This window comes from Prevotella sp. oral taxon 317 str. F0108 (assembly GCF_000162415.1).
GTDB classification, from domain to species: domain Bacteria; phylum Bacteroidota; class Bacteroidia; order Bacteroidales; family Bacteroidaceae; genus Prevotella; species Prevotella conceptionensis.
Window position 1 is genome coordinate 125,180 of sequence record NZ_GG740072.1, and the last position, 22,770, is coordinate 147,949.

Annotated in this window: 18 protein-coding genes; 11 read left to right on the plus strand and 7 right to left on the minus strand. The window is 45.3% G+C overall.

The window, feature by feature from the left end:
* Nucleotides 1-128: 128 nt before the first annotated feature.
* Nucleotides 129-1,145 carry a DUF4435 domain-containing protein gene (locus tag HMPREF0670_RS00410; protein ID WP_009229189.1) on the minus strand — a complete coding sequence of 339 codons (1,017 nt, stop codon included), beginning with the start codon at nucleotides 1,143-1,145 and terminating at the stop codon, nucleotides 129-131.
* 291 nt (nucleotides 1,146-1,436) lie between these two features.
* Entirely contained in the window at nucleotides 1,437-2,255 is an 819-nt protein-coding gene (locus tag HMPREF0670_RS00415) for an AAA family ATPase (RefSeq protein WP_009229190.1), read from the minus strand.
* Nucleotides 2,256-2,531: 276 nt separating this feature from the next.
* Between HMPREF0670_RS00415 and HMPREF0670_RS00420 the strand changes: the two genes are divergently transcribed.
* The gene (locus tag HMPREF0670_RS00420) at nucleotides 2,532-3,491 is read left to right on the plus strand and encodes a DMT family transporter (protein WP_009229191.1); all 960 of its coding nucleotides are present in this window, start codon (nucleotides 2,532-2,534) and stop codon (nucleotides 3,489-3,491) included.
* A gap of 93 nt (nucleotides 3,492-3,584) precedes the next feature.
* On the opposite strand, the gene HMPREF0670_RS00425 is transcribed toward HMPREF0670_RS00420, so the two are convergent.
* Nucleotides 3,585-4,550, minus strand: coding sequence for an ADP-ribosylglycohydrolase family protein (locus tag HMPREF0670_RS00425; RefSeq protein WP_009229192.1), 966 nt, complete (start codon nucleotides 4,548-4,550; stop codon nucleotides 3,585-3,587).
* 1,115 nt (nucleotides 4,551-5,665) lie between these two features.
* Between HMPREF0670_RS00425 and cysK the strand changes: the two genes are divergently transcribed.
* The gene (gene cysK / locus HMPREF0670_RS00430; RefSeq protein WP_009229193.1) at nucleotides 5,666-6,613 is read left to right on the plus strand and encodes a cysteine synthase A; all 948 of its coding nucleotides are present in this window, start codon (nucleotides 5,666-5,668) and stop codon (nucleotides 6,611-6,613) included.
* A 256-nt stretch (nucleotides 6,614-6,869) separates the two neighbouring features.
* On the opposite strand, the gene HMPREF0670_RS00435 is transcribed toward cysK, so the two are convergent.
* Nucleotides 6,870-8,273, minus strand: coding sequence for a C1 family peptidase (locus HMPREF0670_RS00435; RefSeq protein ID WP_044077804.1), 1,404 nt, complete (start codon nucleotides 8,271-8,273; stop codon nucleotides 6,870-6,872).
* Nucleotides 8,274-8,697: 424 nt separating this feature from the next.
* Between HMPREF0670_RS00435 and HMPREF0670_RS00440 the strand changes: the two genes are divergently transcribed.
* Nucleotides 8,698-10,728 (plus strand): outer membrane beta-barrel family protein, encoded by a 2,031-nt coding sequence (locus HMPREF0670_RS00440; RefSeq protein WP_232213827.1) that lies wholly within the window; start codon nucleotides 8,698-8,700, stop codon nucleotides 10,726-10,728.
* Nucleotides 10,729-10,736: 8 nt separating this feature from the next.
* Here HMPREF0670_RS00440 and rsmD read toward each other — a convergent pair whose 3' ends face one another.
* A complete protein-coding gene (gene rsmD, locus HMPREF0670_RS00445) occupies nucleotides 10,737-11,285 on the minus strand; it encodes a 16S rRNA (guanine(966)-N(2))-methyltransferase RsmD (protein WP_009229196.1) in 549 nt (182 codons plus the stop codon).
* A gap of 48 nt (nucleotides 11,286-11,333) precedes the next feature.
* Entirely contained in the window at nucleotides 11,334-12,167 is an 834-nt protein-coding gene (locus tag HMPREF0670_RS00450; protein WP_009229197.1) for a DUF3822 family protein, read from the minus strand.
* 240 nt (nucleotides 12,168-12,407) lie between these two features.
* Between HMPREF0670_RS00450 and HMPREF0670_RS00455 the strand changes: the two genes are divergently transcribed.
* The gene (locus tag HMPREF0670_RS00455) at nucleotides 12,408-13,832 is read left to right on the plus strand and encodes an ATP-dependent RecD-like DNA helicase (RefSeq protein WP_009229198.1); all 1,425 of its coding nucleotides are present in this window, start codon (nucleotides 12,408-12,410) and stop codon (nucleotides 13,830-13,832) included.
* 870 nt (nucleotides 13,833-14,702) lie between these two features.
* On the opposite strand, the gene HMPREF0670_RS00460 is transcribed toward HMPREF0670_RS00455, so the two are convergent.
* Entirely contained in the window at nucleotides 14,703-15,215 is a 513-nt protein-coding gene (locus HMPREF0670_RS00460) for a histidine phosphatase family protein (RefSeq protein WP_009229199.1), read from the minus strand.
* A gap of 369 nt (nucleotides 15,216-15,584) precedes the next feature.
* On the opposite strand from HMPREF0670_RS00460, the gene HMPREF0670_RS00465 reads away from it, so the two are divergent.
* The 7 genes from HMPREF0670_RS00465 (at nucleotide 15,585) to HMPREF0670_RS00495 (ending at nucleotide 22,753) form a co-directional block, all read left to right on the plus strand.
* Nucleotides 15,585-16,358 carry an HdeD family acid-resistance protein gene (locus tag HMPREF0670_RS00465; RefSeq protein ID WP_009229200.1) on the plus strand — a complete coding sequence of 258 codons (774 nt, stop codon included), beginning with the start codon at nucleotides 15,585-15,587 and terminating at the stop codon, nucleotides 16,356-16,358.
* 23 nt (nucleotides 16,359-16,381) lie between these two features.
* The gene (locus HMPREF0670_RS00470) at nucleotides 16,382-17,281 is read left to right on the plus strand and encodes an SDR family oxidoreductase (RefSeq protein WP_009229201.1); all 900 of its coding nucleotides are present in this window, start codon (nucleotides 16,382-16,384) and stop codon (nucleotides 17,279-17,281) included.
* Nucleotides 17,282-17,981: 700 nt separating this feature from the next.
* Nucleotides 17,982-18,707, plus strand: a complete 726-nt coding sequence (locus tag HMPREF0670_RS00475; RefSeq protein ID WP_157579492.1) for a hypothetical protein — start codon at nucleotides 17,982-17,984, stop codon at nucleotides 18,705-18,707.
* Nucleotides 18,708-18,715: 8 nt separating this feature from the next.
* Nucleotides 18,716-19,222, plus strand: a complete 507-nt coding sequence (locus tag HMPREF0670_RS00480; protein WP_009229203.1) for a hypothetical protein — start codon at nucleotides 18,716-18,718, stop codon at nucleotides 19,220-19,222.
* Between the two features lie 7 nt (nucleotides 19,223-19,229).
* The gene (locus HMPREF0670_RS15270; protein ID WP_009229204.1) at nucleotides 19,230-20,387 is read left to right on the plus strand and encodes a TIGR02281 family clan AA aspartic protease; all 1,158 of its coding nucleotides are present in this window, start codon (nucleotides 19,230-19,232) and stop codon (nucleotides 20,385-20,387) included.
* Nucleotides 20,377-21,825, plus strand: coding sequence for a hypothetical protein (locus HMPREF0670_RS00490; protein WP_009229205.1), 1,449 nt, complete (start codon nucleotides 20,377-20,379; stop codon nucleotides 21,823-21,825). The genes HMPREF0670_RS15270 and HMPREF0670_RS00490 overlap by 11 nt, the downstream gene beginning before the upstream one ends.
* Nucleotides 21,826-22,036: 211 nt before the next feature.
* On the plus strand, nucleotides 22,037-22,753 hold the full coding sequence (locus HMPREF0670_RS00495) for a leucine-rich repeat protein (RefSeq protein ID WP_009229206.1): 717 nt from the start codon (nucleotides 22,037-22,039) through the stop codon (nucleotides 22,751-22,753).
* Nucleotides 22,754-22,770 lie beyond the last annotated feature (17 nt).

Consider the following 22,770-nt stretch of genomic DNA (forward strand, 5'->3'; position numbering starts at 1 on the left):
CAAACTCATAAACTCACAAGCTCACAAACTCATCAACTCACAAGCTCATAAACTCACAAGCTCACAAGCTCACAAGCTCACAAACTTACAAACTTACAAACTCACAAACTTATAAACTCACACCCTCATCAACTCGTCACTTGTTTTTCACTCTTCTCCAAAAACTCCTCCACATCTTTCTTTATTTGTAGAAATGGAGCAGCATCCACATACACCTTACTCTTCTTCAGCATTGGTGCCATGTCTGCCACGCTATGGGCATAAGATGCCAGCTCGTTTCGCATCTGTGTGGAATGCACGCTTTGTTGACGGATTTCCATTTCGCGTTCGCGCACAAGATATTCGCACACGCGCATAAGCATAGGAATTACTAGTGTGTCGGCCAGATGATGACCTTGTATATATAAATAGGTGGTTTCGGGTGTAACGCCCAACCTAAGCAAGTCGGCTTTCACCTCAATCCAGCTAGCCTTGGCGTTGGGATGACGTTGACGCAGTTGTCGCAGCTTATGGTCAACCCTGCTTTGCAGTTTACCCAACTGTTCTTCGGTACGATGAAACGAAAACCTGCCGAAGTCAATCATTCTGTTAAAGTCGGTGATTGTAAATTCGCCATAACGCCCCGTGCGATAGTGCCAAATGTTCCAAACGAAGAGTGGGAACACAATACGCGAGTAACGCGCAAAGAAGTCGGGGAAGTCGAAAACAAAATGGTCGTTCAGTGTGGCGGCCACGCAAACCTCGTGCAATCCGCCTGCGAAACATTGCAGGTTCTCGATGGAGTAGGCGTAGGTGTGGAACACGAAGGGGTTGTTCAGTATGGCTTTCGAAAGTGGCGATGCCCCTTGCAACAGGTAGTCGTAGTCGGCATCCACACAGGCTATCATGTCGTTACCCACCTTTTCGCCAATCAAACTCATCAGCGCGGCTTTCTTTCCCCGCTCCAACTTGTTTTCTTTCGAAGGCAACATCACTTCAAAATATCGGTTAGCATTTTCAAAACTGCTTAGCACCGTGCGCCAAAAGAATATGTCGTCGTAGCTTTCAACATAGGCCACGATGCGCCTGCGCGCCCTTTTGGGCGTCATTCTGTTGGCTGCCTCGAAGTACGAAGACGATAAGTGTTCTTTTAGGCCTTTGGGCATGGAGAAGTATGTTTTAAAGGTGAAAAGGGCTTTTAAAGGTGAAAAAGTGAAAGGGTGAAAAGGTGAAAAGATGGCTTCGCCTCTTAGTTTGTTAGCTCGCAACCTTGTCAACTTGTGAGCTCGTGAACTTGTCAACTTGTGAACTTGCCAACTTGCCAACTCGTCAACTTGCCAACTCGTCAACTTGTCAACTCGTCAACTTGTCAACTCGTCAACTTGCCAACTCGTCAACTTGCCAACTCGCCAACTTGTTAACCCGTCAACTCGTGAACTCGTCCATCCACCAGCTTTCTATTCCACGGTAATATCGCTCACTTCGGTCACCCTATCCATCCATCCGTCCATTATTACGGCCGGACTATGCGTTGTAAGAATTATCTGCACATTAGGGTTAAGCTGCAAAATAAGGTCGATAAGCTGTTTCTGCCATTCGATGTGCATGCTCACTTCGGGTTCGTCCATAAACAGAACGAAAGGCAGACGGTCTTCAACCAGCACCGTAAGCAGCACCACCAATAATTGCTTTTCGCCACTAGACAGTTGGTAAGGTTGCAACGTCTCTCCAATCTGCGAGAAACGCACTTCGTTCTCGGTGCGTATGATGGTCTTTCCCGTTTCGGCAAACAAGCGGTCAATCATGTCTTGAAACATGCGCTTGGGCTCGTTATGTGCCTGCGCCACACGTGCCGCATCGGGAGCGCCACTTTGCAAGGCATGTATAATGCGATTGCCGATGTCTACTTGATAATCCAAGTATCGGCGTTGCAGCTGATAGAGTTGAAAGTCCAGTTCGGTAGTGATGCTCAGCCCCAATTTGGCGATAATCTCGGCGTTGAGCAACGGACGGTCGAACGAACGGATGATGTCGTAGCGTATGCACGTGGCGTCTTCGGGCTCCATCGTTATGTGCACGCCCTTCACATGGCTTTGAGTGGTGTCGCCCCCCTTGGGCAAACACTTCACCACTCGGTTTAGAATAGTGCTCTTACCCATGCCGTTCACACCGCTCAGCACGTTCACTTGCTTGTGCAGTCGCCACACAATGTGCCGCGTTCCGCTCCATAGCGAGTCTATCTCTATCTCTTTGATGTAATCAGCATATTTCTCCATGTAGGCTTGTTGTTATGGCCTTCGTCCGTATCGCTTATGCGGTGGCAGACTTGCGGCCTGTTAAACGTTAATGCGTCTCTATCAATGTGCGTTTTGCTAAATGTCCCTATCGCCCGAAAAGGCAACGAAACCATTTGCAAGAACCTGCCTTACAAATGTACGCATTTTATTCTGATTTTGAGTAACTTTGCACCATAAAAACTAAAAGAAGATATGGATAAAGCACACATCGGCGAAAGTTCGTCCACTTCGCCTAGTGAACAAACGCACAGCGTGATGCAGGATAACGCACAAAAAGACATTGGCCAACCCCCTAGCAGCAACGGTGGCGCACCGCCTTTGCAGGCTCATGCGGCCATGTTCCTAGCCTGTTTGTTTTGGGGATTGATGGCTCCTTTGGGCAAAGATGCCATGAACCACGGCATCGATGGCATCACGATGGTGTCGTTTAGGGTGGCAGGGGGGGCGGCATTGTTTTGGCTTACGTCGCTTTTCACCCGTAAAGAGCATGTGCCCCGCAAAGATGTGTTGCGCTTTGCGGGTGCGGCCGTCTTCGGATTGGTGTGCAACCAATGTTGTTTTACCATCGGACTGAGCCTCACTTCGCCCATCAATGCCAGCATCGTAACCACCTCGATGCCTATCTTCGCGATGGTTTTCTCGGCCATCATCCTAAAAGAACCCATCACGGGGAAGAAGGCCACGGGCGTGTTGATGGGTTGTAGTGGTGCATTGATACTTATCCTTACTAGCGCGGCGGCCACAAACCGTGTGCAAGGCGACATTCGAGGCGACCTGCTTTGCCTCGCGGCGCAGTTTTCTTACGCCTTTTATCTCTCACTTTTCAATCCCCTTGTGCGTCGCTATTCGGTGATAACGGTCAGCAAGTGGATGTTCTTTTGGGCCACGTTGTTGCTCTTGCCTTTTACCGGGGCGCATGTCGCCGCCTTGCCTTGGGCACAAATAGGGGGCATTACGTGGCTCGAAACCGCCTACGTGGTGGTGATTTGCACCTTTGTTTGCTATTGCCTCATCATGGTTGGGCAGAAAACACTTCGCCCCACGGTGGTTAGCATCTACAATTATGTGCAGCCCATCGTGTCGGTAACGGTTAGTGTGCTGATGGGCATCGGCGTGTTGAAGTGGGCGCAGGGCCTTGCCATCATCTTGGTGTTTGGTGGTGTGTGGCTTGTAACTAAGTCGAAGAGTAAGCGCGATATGGAGAAAGGAGGTTAATGGCCTCGCCCCCATCCCCCTCTCTAAGGGGAGAGGGGAGTGGTAGATCTGGTGGATTGAATGCAGATAGGCAGCATATCTGCATAGCAGTCTTTAACTTAGCATCAAAGAACTTATTCCTTTAATGATGTCGTCAAGCTGTTTTTTATAAATCAGTCCATCAATGTATTCCGTGGGAATAGTGCCATATCCAAACTTAGCGCCCAGAATGGCGCAAGCCACAGCCGCGTTCGTGTCGGCATCTCCGCCTGCCCTTACGATGGCTAAAAGTCCATCTGCAAACGATTTGGCGTGCCAATAGGCCCATAGGCCTGCGGCTAAACAGCGTAAGGTGTACCCAACAGAGCTTTTATCTTGTAGTTCTAACACTCGAATATCGGTGTCCATCGATAGGTCTACGTACTCGATAATCCTATTGTCGTATTTCCTGGCCAAGTCTATTATTTGGTGATAAGACAGGCCTTTGCCTTCGTAAACCAAGCTATGTATCAGCAAAGACACGATAACACACGAGCCAACACAACGCGGGTCGTAGTGTGTTAGCCTGCAAATATTTGCTGCACACACTTCTACTGCCTTGGGAAACAAGCCAACAACCGATGTTCGCATCAGTCCTCCGTTAGCTGCCGCTCTGCAATGGCTCATCTCCCAAATTTTCTTAGACACCTCAAAAGGTTTTTCTACGTAGTCTCCAAAGAGTAAAACCTTATGTGTGGTTTCGCCAATGCCCATCGGACAGCCATCCGCCCAATGCTTAAAGTTTTGGGCAATAGTTGTCAGATTAACTCCTTCATCCTTGATAACGGCATTGGCAATGCACAGCATCATGTCGGTGTCGTCGGTCCAATCACCTATTTTCCACCTTTTGCGATGATGGTCTTGAAAGATGTCGCCGTAATGGGTGATGCTGTTGGGATAGTTCAAGGCCATCTCTTCGTCTGTCATTCCCTCTGTACCCAAGCCCAGTGCGTCGCCAATGGCTTGGCCATAGATGGTTCCTTTTATTCTATCAACAAGCGTTTCATTATTGTTAGCTTGCTCTAAACCATGATTTTTCATTATCTGTTCGAGTTTTATAAACTATGAATGCTGCTATTGTCGAATTTCATTTCATCACCGACACGTGCTTTTGGTGTTTGAATCTTACTACTTGCATTATCATGCGGAGTGCGGACTTTGTGCAAAAGAACACTGCAAATGTACGAAAAGTTAAGGTGATTTGCGAGCTGCATCACGTTTTTGCACGCAAATAAATGCTTATCTTTGTTAGTTCTTCACAACTTTAAATGACTTAGATATAGCAATAATATCAATTAAACTCACAAGCTTATCAACTGACAAACTGACAAACTCATAAACTAAAAAAAAATACCACATATTTTACAAATTGCACTTTGCTTGCCACCCCATTCTAGCGAAAAAAATGGCTTCAAAGCAGGCAAATCGATGCTATTTCTGCCTTACGCACCTTTTCTTTTTGTCCGTTTTTGCGAACGTCACGTGCATTTAGCACCACTTTGCCTTTCTAGATGGTTGCCTAATTGTTGTTTTTCACTCCCCCAATAACGCACTTTTAGCCCCTAAAACTCCACTTTTTAATGTGTATTTTGCTCTTTTTAGCCATGTTTTTAATGGTTCGAAATGGTTTTGTCTATACAATTGCGGTGAATATTTATGCTTATCGACTCGCATTTAGCAGCATTTTGCACTGCATTTAGCACCAAAACGCACTGCATTTAGCACCAAAACGCATTGCATTTAGCACCAAAACGCACTGTGTTTAGCACCAAAACACACTGCATTTAGCACCAAAATGCACTACATTTAGCAGCAAATAGCACAAAGTATGGTGCAAACTGCGGTTTTATGCAATGCGTATTCATTTTGTCGGCATCCACAACTGTCCCCTTTTTGCATCCAAACAAACCTTCACGAGAATTGGATTTTTGCGGTCGGGTGGGCGGTTGGTGGCCGAAAACGCCACTCATAATGTTAAAAAATGCGCTGAAAATTTTACAGATTTGTGGGAAATGGGCTGCCTTCTCGCATAGCTGTTCCCCTCGTTCGAGTGTGTTGGCACAAATATACCACACTTATGCGATTGCACGCCTTTGCGTTTCTTCGTAACTTTGCATCGTGAAAAAGATTATTAATCACAAAAGAATATAGAGCGTATGGCACATATCGCAAAACAGCTGACCGAGCTAATCGGAGGCACCCCGTTGTTGGAACTTGGTAAGTTTTCGGTTTCTAACAACCTTCAAACGCCCATCGTGGCAAAGATAGAGAGTTTTAACCCTGGCGGAAGTGTGAAAGATCGTATTGCGCTGGCTATGATTGAGGATGCCGAACGCAGTGGCGTGCTGAAACCAGGGGCAACCATTATCGAACCTACTAGCGGTAATACGGGTGTGGGCTTGGCACTTGTGGCTGCCGTAAAGGGCTACCAACTCATACTTACCATGCCCGAAACGATGAGCGTTGAGCGACGAAACTTGGTGAAGGCATACGGTGCGCAGGTGAAACTTACACCAGGAAAAGATGGCATGAAGGGGGCAATAGAAATGGCGCAACAACTAAGGGAGGAAATTCCTGGGGCAGTTATACTGCAACAATTTGAGAACCTAGCTAACCCCGAACGGCATTACGAGACTACGGCACGCGAGATTTGGGCCGATACGAGCGGACAAGTAGATGTGTTTGTTGCTGGTGTGGGTACAGGCGGTACGGTGTCGGGCGTTGGAAAATACCTGAAAGAGAAAAACCCCAACGTGCGTATCGTGGCTGTTGAACCTGCTGATTCGCCCGTGCTGAGTGGCGGAAAGCCAGGTCCGCACAAGATACAAGGCATCGGTGCAGGCTTTGTTCCCAAAACGTATAATGGCAATGTGGTAGACGAAGTGGTGCAGGTGAGCAACGACGATGCGATACGTACGGGCAGGCAATTGGCCCAACAAGAGGGTGTGTTGGCTGGTATTTCGTCGGGAGCAGCCGCCTTTGCCGCGGCACAACTGGCTAAACGCCCCGAAAACGCAGGCAAGCGCATCGTTACTTTGTTGCCCGACACGGGCGAACGCTATCTCTCAACGGTGCTGTATGCCTTTGAGGAGTATCCTTTGTGAGGAGTTAAGGAGTTAAGAAGTTAAGGAGTTAAGCCAAATGTCTTGAAGGAGTTAAGGAGTTATGGAGTTAAGGAGTTATGGAGTTAAGGAGTTAAGCCAAATGCCTTGCTGTCATGAACAAATACCCTTGGTTAGCTTGTTCCCTTATCGTAAAGCTATTGGCTCAACTTCTTAACTAGAAAGGGTTAAAAGATGATGCAATGGCCAACGCCAACAAAACTATTGGCTTAACTCCTTAACTCCTTAACTCCTCTTTTTACAGGTCATCCGCAAACACAGGGTCGTCGTACGACAGCATGATTGGTGCTTGTGCAGCCATCTTTAGTATGTCGGCCGACACATATTGCTTGTCTACCACCAAACGGAAGAAGAAGTCGTTGAACCAATTGTTCGACATGATGAGGTAGCCCTTGTGTCCGTTGTCGTCTCCCCAGCTGTTTTCAACCTCCCATTTCAATGCCTTACCTTGGCTGTCTAGGTCAACGGCCGTTAAGGTCATGGCGTGTGTAGAGCCGCTGTCGAAGGTGGCAATGCGGTCTGCTTTGTTCATGGGGAACGTTGTTCCGAAGAGTGGTCCGTAGTCAAAGTTGTTAACGTCTAGATAACCTTTGCTGCGGTCTAGCTGCTTGCCCACATCATAAGAGCTGTACATCTTATGCCCGGCTTTAAGCGATGCGATGGCCATCTTATGTATTTCTTCCATAGGAAGATTTAGGTAACGCCAGTTATGTCCGTCGTAGGTGTGGCGGTCGTGTTTCACTTCGTACACCTTATAATAGGCGTTTCGGGGGTCGTTCATCACCATGATGATGTTGTCGTTAAGCGAACGGCCCACCGTTTTGTCGTAAAATTGTTTCGGCGTATAGGTTTCAACGGGCGTAATGGCCTTACCATCCTTGTTCTTAAAGGCGTATTGGAACGCCTTAACGGGTTCGCCCAATGTCAAGGCAAGCATCTTATACACCGTGGCAAGCATCTGTGTCTTGCGTTCTTGTATCTGTGTAGGCTTCGCTTTGGCAGCAACCATCTTGCGAAGTTCAAGTCCAAACTCGCGCAACTTCGACGAAATCAACTTCGACATGCGGCTAGAGTTCTCGCTCGAATAGGTTTCGGGCATCACACTTTTGGGTACAAGGCCATATTTTTCGGCCAAGTCGGCCACGCCACAGAATGTTCCACCATCGTTAAGCGGATGCTTAAAGAAGAATTGCACTTCGGGGTCGTTGATGGGTTTCTTGGCACAGTCTACCACACTTTGCAGCATGAGGTTTGCTTTTTCTAGCTGGTCGTAGAAAAAGAGGTAAGCGTGCGAATACTCGACCGTTAGCGAATCGCTGCGCAAGGCAAAGTCGGCTCTGAGCACATTCAGGCCTGTAAACATCCAACATCTTCCCGAGCTCTTTTGGTTGTGTATGTTTTGTTTGGGCGTTTCCACGCTAAAATATGCGTCAACGTCGGCGCGACTTTGTGGCGTGCGTGCCAACTCGTCGATAGAATTGGTGGCAATGGCATTAGCAATGGCTCTTTCGGCCGTGGTTTGTTTACCGTTTTGCTGTATCTGTTGCAGCATTTGCAAGGATATTCCACCATCCTTGGTTTGGGCGTTAAGGCTGCCTACTACTGCCAGGCAAGCCCCCACAATCAGCGTTTTGTTGTTCATAAGTTGTTTGGGTTTGTATTTTTGCACAAAGTTAGCAATAAAAACCATCATGAGCAAACAGCTTACGCCCTATTTGTTGGTGCGGGGGGATTAGAGGGGGTGGTTATAGGGGGCGGGGAGTAGTTCTTTTGGTCTGGCTAGTTTATGTTGTTTATCTAGTTGTTTTAGTGAGGCTAGCCCGATAAGCCCAACTAGGCTAACTATTATGGGCAGCTAAAACCAATCTTGTTGCTATCGTTAATTAGTGTTGTTAGTCAATGCTTCGTTTCCTTTTTTCTTCTATTTTGATTATATTTGCAAAGGCTATGGTTTTGGAAAATAACCTTATCGTTTGTTCATTTATTTTAAAGGTATGATGGAGAATATGGTTCATAGATTGTTGTTGGGGAGAAAATGTTGGCGCCTGTTTTTGCTTTCTCTCCTTTTGGCACCAGTAAATATGCGCGCACAAGTGGCTACACCAACAGAGAACGCAGACAGTGTGACGAGCGAAAAGACTTTGGCGGAGGTGAACGTAATTGCAAAACACCTTACACGCGAGGCCGATCGCATCGTGGCTATGCCCACAACCGAACAACGTAAGCATGCACACACGGGCTACGACCTTGTGCGAAACCTTATGATACCTGGCGTTAGCGTAGACCGGAAAACCTTTAAGGTGAACACACCCGCAGGTGGAGCTACACTTTATATAGATGGACGCGAGGTGGATGTACGCGAAGTGCGAGCCTTACGGCCGAGAGATGTGGTTAAGGTGGAGTATATCGACATGCCAACGGGTAAGTATGCCAAGGATGTTGCCGCCTTAAACTTCGTTACCAAACGCTTAACGCATGGCGGATACACGCAGATCGATGCGCTGCAAGGCCTTGGCTTTTTGCAAGGCGACTATAACGCCGTGTCTAAATTTTCGGTGAAGAACACCAATTTCAACGCTTGGGCAGGCTACGCCATACAGCAACCGCGAAACCATATCATAGAGAGCGAACATTTTTCGCTTGCTAGTGGCGATGTTGATAGAATGGGCGTGTTGCCCGAACGCTCAACTTTAAGCATTAACAAGTATGCCCAATGCAGTGTGAGCAGAATGAAAGACCGAGCCACTTGGATGATTAAGGGAGGGCTGAACTATATGCGAACATTTGAGAATAAGGAGGGCGAATGGTATTATACTGGGCCGATAACAGGGCGGTTGGCTACGCTCCAAAGTGGTGGCGAGCGTAGTCTGCGCCCCGAATTGTTTCTCTATGGAACATGGAAAATAGGCGAAAACCAATCAATAGAAACGGTTTACGATGGTTATTATTCGCGAAACCACTATCTTAATAATAACGTGGAGGGTGGAGATACATACAAGTCGGACGTTACGGAGAACTATCTGTACTCGCGATTGGGCGTGTATTACAACCTTAAATTAAAACATGGCAACAGCTTGTCGTTCAGTTTGTCTGAATATTTAAGGCTTAGCAAGTCGCACTATCACAACCTTTTGCCTGTGTGGCAACGCTTGCGCTCGTCTGAAACGATATTGTTTGTTGACTATACGCAGCGTGTGGGGCGATTGTTTTTCGACTTCAAACCTGGCCTTTCGTACCTAAACTATCGGTTAAAAGGCTACGATGGCATAACGCATGTTACGCCTCGCCTGAGCTTTTCGGTGGCTAACCGCCTGTCGGATGTGCAACTATTGCGCGCCGAACTTAAACTAGGAAACACTTATCCCACTTTAAACACGGTGAATTATGTAACTCAACAAGTGGATAGGGTGATGCTTAGGCGCGGCAATCCCGACATGCACAACTCCATTTTATATTCTCCCCGACTAACGTATGGCTTAACTTTCTCGCGTTTGGCCATGAATGTATCGGCTAGCTACCTGTTTGCCAATCATATTATAACCAACGATTACCATGCCGAGGGCGATAAAATGGTGAATACTTTTAGAAGCGACACGCGCTATCATGCCCCTTCTTGCTCGTTTTCTACTACTTATCGGCCTTCAAAAATGTTTAATGTAAAGGTGGATGCCAATTGGGAAAGGAATGTGCTGAGGGGCGGAACACAATTGCAACACACAAAGTGGAGTGCTGCACTTGAAGCCAATTGTTACGTAAACGATTTCGCTTTTTCGGCATCAGTCAAAACGCCCGAACGCCAATTGGTTGATAATCATAAGCTGGTAAAAACGGGATGGCTCTACGATATTGCTTTGTCTTGGAACCATAATAATATTGGTGTAGAGTTGAATTGCTCTAACCTCTTCATCAGACGCAATGTAACTACAACCGATTTGTTCGCAGGCGTGTATGCCTATCATGGTGAAAGGCAAAGCGATTGGCATAACCAATACGCCACATTGAAGATGATTTGGAGTGTGGACTATGGTAAAAAGACGTCCAAATCTGTGCGAAATGTCCGCAAAGAGGCCGAAAGTGCCATCATGAAAGCTGAATGAGGTGGGGGTTACTCGCTTTCTTCTCCCGCCTTAAACAAGCTAAAATTGACACTACCGTATGCCCGATGTTCCACGAAATGGGCATGTTGGGAGAAGTCGTTGCCTTTTCCGTGCTCGAAAACAAACACGCCGTCGGGTTTAAGTAATTGGTGTTGGAAAATCAAATCGGGGATTTTCTCCAATTCGGGTAAGGCGTATGGCGGGTCGGCAAAGATGAAATCGAACTGTTGGCGGCAGCTTTTGATGAACCGAAACACGTCGCCACGGATAAGCAAACTTTTGTCTGTGCCCAGTTTTGTGGTGCATTGGCGAATGAAGTTGGCGTGTTCGCGGTCGGTTTCCACGCTCACCACGTTGGCACATCCCCTTGAAAGCAGTTCTAGCGAGATGCTGCCCGTGCCTGCAAAGAGGTCTAATGCCGTGGCATCCTCAAAATCTACGTATGCGTTTAGCACGTTAAAGATGTTTTCTTTGGCGAAGTCGGTTGTGGGTCGGGCCTTAAACGAGCGAGGAATGTCGAAGTGCCTGCCTTTATATAGTCCGGTAATGATGCGCATGATGGGTGGGTTTGTTTGGGTGAATGGGGCGTGGTTATTGGGGAAAGCTTATCTTACGCCCTCTTTAACGCCCCTAACGAAGATGGTCATAAGGTCGTAGGGCAGTCCTTCAATGGCTGTGATGGACGCGCGATTGAAGTCGGCCACGGGGTTGGCCACGTATGTTTTCTTCACAAACTCCAGCAGTGCAGTCTTCGTCCACTCCTTGTCGGGAATGTCGCCCGAAAGGTGCAGCTCGTCTTGCATGCTGTCGAACCCCAGCTGTTTCCACACATAAAGGATGAAATATACGGCATCGCGCGAGCTGTTGGTGTCGAAAGCGTTGCTAAATTTAAACCTGTTCTTGCCAAACGAGAACACTTCTAGGCGCTTGTCATGGAAGTAAGCGTATAGCTTGCGCCTACTTCCCGTAAAGCTACGGCGGTGTAAATGTGTCCACACACCTTTCATCAGCGGCGTTATGCGCACGTCGGCAAAGTGGTCGTCAACCACTAATTTAAGGTCTTTGTTCACGGCGAAGGCTGCCACCGCATTGAGATCGGGCAGCACATGGTGCATCATGGTGTCGGCATCGGCCAAAACCATCGTGCGATGGTATAGCTGTCGCACGTCTTCCTCTTGGAACTCGTCGATGGGAACAAGCATAACGGGCGTATCTACCAACAGGTTGGCACGCTTGTAACCACGAAGTAGCAGGGTGGATGTCTTGAAAGCCTCGCGTAAGTTGGCCGCAACAGAGATGCCGCTACGAACGGTATAGGGTTCGAAAAACAAGTTTGTCTGCACCGTAGGGTCAACTGCGGCGAAGGAAAGCGTGTTGCGTGTGGCGCGTATCACCAGTCGCGTTTGCTGTATATGTAGGTCGGGGGCAGTCTCCTGCATGGCTTTGGGTGGGGTTTAAGCGGCGGCGCGGACGATGCTTAGCACGCATAGGGCCAGCAATACTACTGCGCAAAACGCCAAGATGTAATTAATGTTTACTTTCATTCGGTGTTCGGGATACTTTTCCTAACTTTGCATTCCGTTGTGTTGGGTACGCCGTAACAAGGACAAGCCTAGCACAACGCTCCTGCAAAATTACAAAAATGTTTGCAAACTTGGTGTTTAAGAAATCAAAAAACAATGATAACCGATGAGATAACCCTTCGCCTAACGCAATGTTTCGGCCATACGCCAACAGACGAGCAGTCGTCGGCCATACGCCTTTTCGCCCGTTTTCTGGCGCACAGAAATCCCCATTCGCTGATGCTGATGCGCGGAAGTGCGGGTACGGGAAAGAGTTCTTTGGCTGGTGCTTTTGTGCGAGCGTTGGGGTTGTTGGGACAAAAAACGGTGCTGATGGCACCAACGGGGCGTGCGGCCAAGGTGTTTTCGCTAAACAGTGGCGGGCATGCGGCCTTTACCATCCATCGTAAGATTTACCGGTTGCGTGCCTTTGCCGGCGTTGGGGGCGAGTATAACCTGAACGATAACCTGCATGCCGACACGCTGTTTATGGTGGACGAGGCCTCGATGGTGGCCAACGGAGGTGGGGCAGAGGTCGCTTTTGGCAGCGGACGACTGCTCGACGACCTTGTGCGATATGTTTATGCCGGGCGCAATTGCCGTCTTGTGCTCATCGGCGACCAAGCTCAGCTGCCGCCAGTGGGCGAAGAACAGAGTCCTGCACTCGACACACAGTTTATGCAAGGCTATGGAATGGAGGTGTTTGCATGCGACTTAAACGAGGTGGTAAGGCAGCAATCGGCTAGCGGCATCTTGTTTAACGCCACTTGTTTGCGCCAACTGATGGGGCGCGATGAAGACACGCTGTTGCCACGAATACGCTTGGAGGGGTTCGCCGACTTGCAAATTGTTCCTGGCGACGAGCTTATCGAGACGCTCAACACCAGCTATGCAGAGGTGGGAATGGACGAAACCATTGTGGTGACACGCAGCAACAAGCGGGCGAACGTTTTTAACCAAGGCATCAGAAACACGGTGCTTGGCCGCGAAGAACTGCTTACCACGGGCGATTTGCTGATGGTGGTGAAGAACAATTACCATTGGATGGAGAAAGAACGGAGCACTATTGGCTTTCTTGCCAATGGCGACAGGGCGCGCGTGCTGCGGGTGAGAAACGAACAAAGGGCTCACGGCTTGCGCTTTGCCGATGTGTGGTTGCAGCTTACTGACTACGAGAACGAAGAATTGCAAGTAACGGTTGTGTTAGATAGTTTGCTTTCTGAGTCGCCTGCGCTCACGGCTCAGCAAAACGAGGCACTATATAATAATGTGTTGAACGATTACGCTGATATTCCTTTGAAGGCCGATAGAATGAAGATGGTAAAGAATGATGCCTTCTTCAATGCTTTGCAGGTGAAATTCGCTTACGCCGTTACTTGCCACAAGGCACAGGGCGGACAATGGGAACATGTGTTTCTTGATCAAGGCTATGTGCCAGAAGACACGTCGCGTTCTGATTACTTACATTGGTTGTACACAGCTTTCACACGAGCCAAAAGCAAATTGTTTTTGGTGAATTGGCCGAAGAATCAGGTGGAATAAAGAGCCTCAACGCTGTCCATAACAGGCTTTATACCCAACCTCTCTCCAAAGGGAAAGTGGAATGATGTGCTTTTCCAATTGTGTTGTAAGGCACAGATTGAAGGGTGGTTTGAGGGCTTCAAAACCGTGTTTGACAAGTATGTTGGCTGTTGTAATTATGTTTGTTCAATACGTTTTGTTGCAACCAATGCAGTACAAGCTATCTTGTACAGCGAGTACAAGTGGCTTGTAGTCACACTACAAACTACTTGTAGCCACGCTACAAGCCGCTTGTAGTCGCACTACAAACCGCTTGTAGTGTCAGTCTTTGTTGCTAGTAGCCTCACAAACAAAGTTGGTAGTGATGCAAGTTGATGCTGACTGGTTAATTATTTAAGGAGTTAAGGAGCTCATTTTAGGAGTTAAGGAGTTCATTTTAGGAGTTAAGGAGTTATGGAGTTAAGGAGTTAAGCCAAATGCCTTGTTGCGGAGTGGTTGCTATTTTTAGGAGTTAAGGAGCTATGGAGTTAAGCTAGATTCCTTGTTGCGGAGTGGTTGCTATTTTTAGGAGTTATGGAGTTATGGAGTTAAGGAGTTAAGCCCAATGCCTTGTTGTCGTTAGCCATTTTTTCACCTTTTCACTCTTTCACCCTTTCACCTTTAGAGTTAAGTCAAATGCCTTGATGGCGTTAGCCATTTCTTCACCTTTTCACTCTTTCACCCTTTCACCTTTAGAGTTAAGTCAAATGCCTTGTTGGCGTTAGCCATTTTTTCACCTTTTCACCCTTTCACCCTTTCACCCTTTCACCTTTAGAGTTAAGCCGAATGCCTTGATGGCGTTAGCCATTTTTTCACCTTTTCACCTTTTCACCCTTTCACCTTTTCACCTTTTCACCTTTTCACCTTTAACACCCTCACTTCCGCATTCCCCATCTTCTCCACTTCGTGCATTTCCTTGTTGTAGAACACGCTTTGTATGGCCTTATTGATGATGCCGTGGCCCACGGCTAGCACCGTTTGGTTGGGGTAGCGTTGGGCAATCATGTCGAGAAAGAGGCGGGCGCGATGCTTGATGGCCGTTAGCGACTCCACATCTTCGGGCCAAACCTTGTCTTTTAAGCTGGGGATAAATGCGCCAGTGAAACCGCCCCAATCGCGTTCGCGCAATAGTGGGGTGGTGCAGAAAGGTTTGTTGTGGGGCGCAGCAATAATACTGCACGTGTGTTCGGCGCGTTGCAGGTCGCTACTTATAAAGGCATCGATGGGCGTATCGCTAAGTTCGCGAGCCAACTTTTCGGCTTGTGCCACGCCCGTTTCGTTCAGTTCGCCTTGCGTTTGGCCTTGAAGTATTTGGTTGGCGTTGGCCACAGTCTCGCCGTGGCGCACCAGTAAAAGGGTTGTCATCTATTTAGTTTGTGGGGTTTTGAGTTTATGAGCATGTAAGTTTGGCGCGAAAGTTTAGACGTTTATGTCCAATTTGCGCATAATCCGTTTACAAGTTTGTGCGAAAAAGGGTTGCTTTCTGCTTTTTCATCGGGCGTGTTCGGTTAGCCTAAGTGCCGACCTTTGTATGCCCTTTGTCACAAACACCGCACAAAAGTAAATAAAAATATTGCACCGACAAAAGATAGTTTGTATTTTTGTAGTCGGGTAATGGAGCGTTCCAATACTTTTCGAGCAACGAGAAAGCAAACAGCAACACATGCTTGCAGATAGTCTCTAAGTTGACAGAACCTGCCACATACCATCCAGGTGTATATAAAATAATGAGATATGAAGACAGTTCAAACAGCTTTTATCCGTGCCATCATCGCCGTTGTGATGGGACTATTGCTAATTAAATACCGTGAAGACACGGTGACGTGGATAACCATTATCATCGGCGTGTTATTCATTATATCGGGCTTAATCTCGTGTATCGTCTACTTGGTGAACCGAAACGCCAAGCCTACGGCTGCTGTCGACGTAGAGGGAAGGCCCATTTCGCTAAACAAACCCACGTTCCCCGTAGTTGGTATTGGCAGTCTTGTGCTGGGCGTTGTATTGGCTGCGTTCCCCAACCTTGTGGTTAATTGGATGGTTTACATCTTCGGTGCCATTCTTATCTTCGGTGCCGTGGGGCAATATGTAACCTTGGCCAGTGTGGTTAAGCTCTCTAAACTGAGCCTTTATTTTTGGCTCATGCCCTCGTTTGTGTTTGTTGTGGGGCTCATTGCCCTCTTCAAGCCCTCGTGGATAGCCTCTGCCCCCTTGCTTTTCCTTGGTTGGGCTATGGTGTTTTATGGCGTAGTGGAATGTGCCAACGCCTTTAAGATAATGAACATACACCGACAAGTGGCACGAATTGAGGCACAACAGCAGGCCGAATGCGAGGCGATGGAGGCCGATGCGGTGGAGGTTGGCACGCAAGATGAAACGGAAACTTCATCTGACTTGTCTGGCTTGTCTAAACAGTCTGACCTGTCTGACCAGTCTACAACGCCCACAACACCCATCAACAACACGCCCGAAGGGCAGGATAATCCCAACTTAGGCGCAGGAATTTAAGTCCCTTCGAAAGTTTTTAAGTGATGGTTGAGCAAGCAGACAACACACCATTGCAGGCTGCGGAAGGCTGTCGCGTTCTATTAGCTGGTGCAACGGGCTATTTGGGAAGTTTCGTATTGCGCGAATTGCAACGGCGAAACTACTCAACGCGCGTGATTGTGCGCAATCCGTCGCGCATGCAATCGGTTTCGCCGAATGTTGATGTAAGGGTGGGCGAGGTTACGCAGGCAGACACTTTAAAGGGCGTTTGCGAAGACATAGACGTGGTGATTAGTACGGTGGGTATCACTCGGCAGAAGGACGGCATGACCTATATGGATGTTGATTTCCAGGCCAATGCCAACCTCGTTGACGAGGCTAAACGCAGTGGAGTGAAACGTTTTATCTACGTTTCGGTGTTTAATGGCGCAAATATGCGGCACTTGAAGATTTGCGAGGCTAAGGAACGATTGGGCGACTACCTGAAAAACTCTGGGTTAGATTATTGTATTGTTCGCCCAACGGGGTTCTTTTCTGACATGCGCGATTTTCTAAAAATGGCAAAAGGAGGTAGTGTTTGGCTTTTTGGCGATGGCATGTTGCGCATGAATCCCATTCATGGGGCCGATTTGGCGCGGGCTGTTGTAGATGCTTTGCATAGCCAGCAGCACGAACTTAACATAGGTGGACCCGACGTGTTGACACATAACGCGATTGCCGAATTGGCATTACGTGCCTATGGGCATCAGCCTCGCGTTCGTCATTTGCCCGACATTGTGCGCCGCTCCACGCTCTTTCTCCTTCGTTTGTTTACTCCTGCCAAAACGTATGGCCCACTAGAATTCTTCCTTACGGCAATGGCTATGAACATGCAAGCACCAACTTATGGGGAAGAAAAGCTCGAAGATTTCTTTAAACGTGAGGTTGAAAGAGAGCGGAAATAAACCGAATGTTTCTATGTGTCGTCTGCTTATAGCATGTCCTTTTTCTATATATTAAAGGCAAATTGCCCTTACTTCAGTACACCTAATTATAAAAGCACAGATGTAAGAGTACGTTAATCGTTTCGCTATTTATTGTGTTCTTATTGTTATGTGACCCTCTTTAGTAAAGCTTAATTGCAGTTCAATAGAAACGTTTGAATCCCACTGAGGCTACTAGGAATATATGAATGCTGTACTAATGAAAGCTGTGTACAACATGTACGCTAGTGTTGCTATGATGAGATAAATAGACTTTTATTAAATATTTTTATACAATAAGGTTGGCGTGTTGGAAAAATATGCTAACTTTGCATTGTCCCTATTCTCAATTTCCTGTGTAAGCAGAGTTTTGAGGTGGGGATCTATTATGGATTAGGCGTTTACTTAGCGCTTTGTTCTTGACACTCTGAAATCTCGCAAGTTTCAATTACAGTCAAAGACAAGGCAACGGTAGATGCTCATGGATATGTTATGTCCGCATGATTCCTTAATGTTAAATTAAGGCTTTGTGGCGTTATACATATCGGCGTGGGCTTCTGCGTTGCTCGTTCAGACTGTAATGGGCAACGCGAGAGCCTCAGAGTGTGGGACGGGTGACAGTTAGACTCCCACGCTTTTTCTGTATATGTGGTATGAACAACTTTATAATATAATGGTCTTCTTGGGAGAAAGACAACTTATTTTTGATATGAAGGTTTTCATTGTTTTTTGTTTTTTGCTTATGGGTAAACTTCCCATGTTTTCCCAGTATGTAGAACTGCCTGTTAGTGACATTTATGACACAGACGTCATGATGGCGCATATGAATGCTGTTAGAGATGCCAATGCAGTAGATCGAAGATTGGCTGACGAGATGAAACCAATAGTGACAGATCTGTTTGAAAAATATAATAGGGGAGAATATCGGGAATGCAAAAATAGGATAGACGATATTTTTAGTCATATTAGATTTTATAAGCGACAGTATTGGATATATTCGCCTTTGTATTATCTTCGAGGAATGAGCTTAATGGAGTTGGGAGATAAGTACGATGGAATCAAAGATTTGGTTTATGCTAAAGAGGCTAATAATTCTGATGCAACGGAAGCACTATGTAACTATTTTTTACAGTTTTGTAACAATGCTAACCAATATTTTCAGACTGATAGACTTAACGATTGTTTACATGAAATCCAATTGGCACTTAGTACGAGTTATTGCAGTGCTCAAATCTATATGGTCGCAGGTAAGGTTTACGAAAAATGGAATTTATTCGATACGGCTAGAGATTATTATAAGCTTGCAAAAAAGCGTGGCTCAACAAAAGCGTCTAAACTGTTAAAAGAATTACGACAACATAGGAAAAAGTATGAGAAGGAAATAAGGAATGCCAATTTAAGCAGATAACTATAAACATGAAAAAGATTCTAATTACGTTCTTTAGCATTATTTGTTTATGTGACGTGTCGGCTCAAAGCCTTGATGATTTAGAAAGTAATCCGTCATTCAAAGGGATAGACATTGGTATGCCAATTACTGCAATTCTCGGGAAAGTAAAGTATGTTAAGCAGGTTGATGCGCAAACAATTTATACTATTGATGATCCAAGTTATAATAGCGTATTTGGTATAGGGGTAGATTATGTTAATGTTGCAGTTCAAGGTGGACGAATATATGCTATCATTGCTGTTAAAGAAGTTCTAAATAGTTCGGTCGTTTTTAATACGAGCGAATTAGATGCCATTGAAGCAGGACTTACTAGACATTATGGTAAACCAACAAATTTTGTGGGGGATGGTAAACATTTTGGTGTACAGTGGATTTCTCGTACAAAACGAGTTGATAATATTATGACTTTCTTTGGGACAGGTGTTGGATACAGAATCCTGTTTGCTATATCTGAAAATAAAGAAGATTATTAGCCTAACTATGAAGAAGGGTGTTTTTACTGCGGTATTTCTTTTTGTTTTGATGTTATCTGTATGTGGCCAGACCGTTGTAACGATGAATAGGACAGGAGAGGTGTATACGATTCCTTGTATCGTAAATGGCGAAAAAACGAAGATGATTTTTGATACTGGTGCTTCTAAAGTAACGTTATCTCTTGCTTTTGCGGAGAAGCTTTATAGGGAAGGGAAATTGCAGAATAGTGATTTTAAAGGAAGTGGTGCTAGTCTTACTGCAAGTGGGCATATTGTAGAAAATGTTTCAGTGAACATTAGGTGTCTTACGATTGCAGGATTAGTATTGCATAATGTTGATGCAATAGTCCTAAATTCGCAGAGTTCTCCTCTTCTATTAGGGTTGTCTGCAATACAAAGGCTAGGCAGGGTTACTTTGAGAGGAAATAAACTTATTCTAACAAACAACAAACATGTTTCTATTTCTGCTGTAAAAATTAGAGATGAGGTTAGTACTTACATGCGTTCTCAAGATTATAGACAGGCAATAAAACTGTTGCATGAATTAGAAAATAATGATTCTGTAAATGAGAACGACCTTTTCAATCTAATTGAATGTTATGTTAACATGAAGGACTTCAATAAAAGTTTAGCATGTGGTAATTCATGGATAGCATTATATGGCAGCTCCTGGGGGCAACACGTAAGCGATGTTTATTATTATCTTGGAGTTTCATACATGGAACTAAAGGATTTTCATGAAGCTGATAAGAGGTTTGCAGAGGCCATACGATTAGTGTCAACAGCTCCTATACTCTCTGCACCTTTAGATGAGTGTTTGACCCTTTCACAATATTATAGCCAAAAAGCTTGTAATTATCTGATGGGAAAGGCATATTCCTTGAGTGTAGAAGCTTTTGATATCGCAATCCAATATCGAATGAGGGGACTTGGATTTACGATGGATGATTTGACTGGCGGGAAAATTAAAGATCCCTCAATTGGGAGATGGCTATATTCAGTTAGTCAGATATATGTAGTGTTTGAACATAATGAAGGTGCTGCAGAAAGATATGTTTTGCTGTCTGCGGTCTGTGGATATCCTGATGCTCTTACCTGTTGTGAGAATATACCAAAGTTAAAGTATATGCTGGATGCTAACAAGAAATGTATTAATGAAAAATAGTTTTATGCCATTTAATAGAATTTATACCTTTTTCTCCCTCCTTTGTGTAGTTCTCTGTGTAACTTCGGGCTGTACAGACCGGAAGGCTCGTGTCTCTTTTATGAAAGCAGATTTTGACAATATCTACTTGACCTATACTGACACCGTGCCTATTACATTGTACTTTGATGGGTTAGATTCAATGAACGTAGCTGGAAATGACACCTTTTCATTGAAAGATGTAATGGACAGGCTCTCTATAGAAAAGGGCAAGAGATACGCCATTGCTTATGACTTTTGTCAGAAAGGTTATTACGCTCTGCACATAAAAGCAAATAACAAAATGGGAGAATTATTGGCGGATACAATGTTGAAAATAACTTTTCCCACTGTCACAGGAAAGTGTGTTGAAGAACCAATTGTTGTTAGAGGCGATTTGTGTCCGTATATATTGCAAAATTCTTATAATGGAGACAGAAAGATACCTATCAGAAATTGGCTGTTTGATGCCGATTATCCATTAGATAGTTTACTGATAAGTAAAATGGAGGGAGCGGTCAATTATCTTTGTGGCATTGCATACCCAACTTACTGTCTGTCGCAAGAGCATAATATACCAAGGCTTACTTCGATACAGAATAGCCCAGTTAGTGTGAGAACTAATATGCAGGCAGATAGATATTTCTTGTTTGCGGCCAGTTCTGCGTCTGCATTATTAGAGAAAATAAAGCAAGTCGTAAGAAACAATCATGTTAAAGGTTTATTTAAAAGTAGGGATGTTTTAACGGGGATTCCTTTGAACTCAGTTGGAATAGGAGATGTTGTTTCTATTTTTCTTGTAGGGATCAATGATGATGATACGTATTCTATCTTACCTGTTGGCGCTTATATTGTTGATAAAAGTGCTCCTATATCGCTTAGGGGAAGAACATGGAATTATGCAGGAGTTAACTATTTGCCTAGTTCTTCGTCTCCTCTTATTGGTACGCAACGTTTCTCTTCTTTATTTTTTGACTTTAGGAATATTGGGTTCATTGTTCGCCATGAAGTAGATTTGCAAATCGATGGTTGTGTCGTATTGTCACATGGTAACTTTGGAGGTGACATGGTTGATGGTGTTGACATCCCATTTACCCTTAATTCAAGAGGGGACATAAAACGAATTGAGATATTTAGAACGAAAAGGAATGAATGGGGAGTACGGCCAGGGAAGAGAACAATTGAAGTTAATGGACAGACGTTGAGTAATTATCATTTTGATTATACGTTACTTTTACGTTTTGGTGATAATTATGTTCCTGTCATTGTGACTGATATGCGAGGAAACAAGACCAAGATGGACTATTATATTCCTGTCGCTCGTGTTTCGAACAATAGTGATGAAGATGAAATTGAAAATCTACAGTCACAATATGATGATCTAGAAGGACGAATTTCTGAGCTAGAAAGAAATAATTAATAGACATTTATATTAAAGATACTGTTATAAGCATTTTTTGCTTTTATTTCTAAAAGGCTCGTGATTTTACTACAAGAAAAAGTGATAAGATGCCAATAAAAAATCATAAAGGAAGTTTAATTGATGAAGTGGCAGTATTCTTTAAAAGTCATTCGTTACTTGCAGGAAAGACAACAATGTAATCCTCATTAAGAAGTTAATTAAACGTGTCATGAGAAAAATATTATTCATTATATCAATAGCCCTTGTTGTATTATTCACGAGGTGCAAACACTCGGATGTAAAACCGCAAACGAATAAGAAACCAGTGGCGGCAATAGAGGCGGAGGCATCGGAACCGACGGAGGAAGAAATAGAACAAGAGAAAAAGCGAGAAGAAGAACGGGAGAGAGCTGCGTATAGGGCTGCAGATACAACGGGTATTGCGCCAAATAGTCCTTATTGGTATGACCCCGCGATTTCTGAACCACAGTTCTCGGAAGATGGAGATACGATGAAGTATTTCCCAAGGAAAAGGAAAGGTGGGCATTATGTTGTGCCCGAAGGGGTGACGTATCTCCAAGAAAGGGTATTTCAATGCTGTGTGAAAATTCGTTCAGTTGAATTCCCAAAATCGTTGATACACATGGAAATGGCAGTGTTTGATGGCTGTCCGAAATTAAGAAAAGTAGTGTTTAAAAGCCCTATTCGAGAAGTTCCGTTTCGTGGTTTTACGTTTTGTCGTAGGCTTAGAGAACTCCATCTTGTAGACCGACGGCCTCCTGTGTCACCTTACGAAAAAGATGAAAACGTTGACGAAGAAGAATGGTTTTATACTTTTGGAGGTGTAAACGCGAAAAAGTGTGTTATCTTTGTTCCTAAGGGATGTGCTAAAAGATATAAACGACATAGGCTTTGGAGGAAGTTTAAACATATCGTGGAAGAGTAATGTGGTACGTACGGAGA

Coding starts and splice junctions, on each gene's coding strand:
- HMPREF0670_RS00435 (WP_044077804.1), bottom strand. CDS start 8,273: ATGAACAACAAAACGCTGATTGTGGGGGCTTGCCTGGCAGTAGTAGGC.
- HMPREF0670_RS00410 (WP_009229189.1), bottom strand. CDS start 1,145: ATGCCCAAAGGCCTAAAAGAACACTTATCGTCTTCGTACTTCGAGGCA.
- HMPREF0670_RS15270 (WP_009229204.1), top strand. CDS start 19,230: ATGAAGAAGGGTGTTTTTACTGCGGTATTTCTTTTTGTTTTGATGTTA.
- HMPREF0670_RS00460 (WP_009229199.1), bottom strand. CDS start 15,215: ATGACAACCCTTTTACTGGTGCGCCACGGCGAGACTGTGGCCAACGCC.
- HMPREF0670_RS00465 (WP_009229200.1), top strand. CDS start 15,585: ATGAAGACAGTTCAAACAGCTTTTATCCGTGCCATCATCGCCGTTGTG.
- HMPREF0670_RS00425 (WP_009229192.1), bottom strand. CDS start 4,550: ATGAAAAATCATGGTTTAGAGCAAGCTAACAATAATGAAACGCTTGTT.
- HMPREF0670_RS00455 (WP_009229198.1), top strand. CDS start 12,408: ATGATAACCGATGAGATAACCCTTCGCCTAACGCAATGTTTCGGCCAT.
- HMPREF0670_RS00490 (WP_009229205.1), top strand. CDS start 20,377: ATGAAAAATAGTTTTATGCCATTTAATAGAATTTATACCTTTTTCTCC.
- HMPREF0670_RS00470 (WP_009229201.1), top strand. CDS start 16,382: ATGGTTGAGCAAGCAGACAACACACCATTGCAGGCTGCGGAAGGCTGT.
- HMPREF0670_RS00420 (WP_009229191.1), top strand. CDS start 2,532: ATGCAGGATAACGCACAAAAAGACATTGGCCAACCCCCTAGCAGCAAC.
- rsmD (WP_009229196.1), bottom strand. CDS start 11,285: ATGCGCATCATTACCGGACTATATAAAGGCAGGCACTTCGACATTCCT.
- HMPREF0670_RS00415 (WP_009229190.1), bottom strand. CDS start 2,255: ATGGAGAAATATGCTGATTACATCAAAGAGATAGAGATAGACTCGCTA.
- HMPREF0670_RS00450 (WP_009229197.1), bottom strand. CDS start 12,167: ATGCAGGAGACTGCCCCCGACCTACATATACAGCAAACGCGACTGGTG.
- HMPREF0670_RS00495 (WP_009229206.1), top strand. CDS start 22,037: ATGAGAAAAATATTATTCATTATATCAATAGCCCTTGTTGTATTATTC.
- HMPREF0670_RS00480 (WP_009229203.1), top strand. CDS start 18,716: ATGAAAAAGATTCTAATTACGTTCTTTAGCATTATTTGTTTATGTGAC.
- cysK (WP_009229193.1), top strand. CDS start 5,666: ATGGCACATATCGCAAAACAGCTGACCGAGCTAATCGGAGGCACCCCG.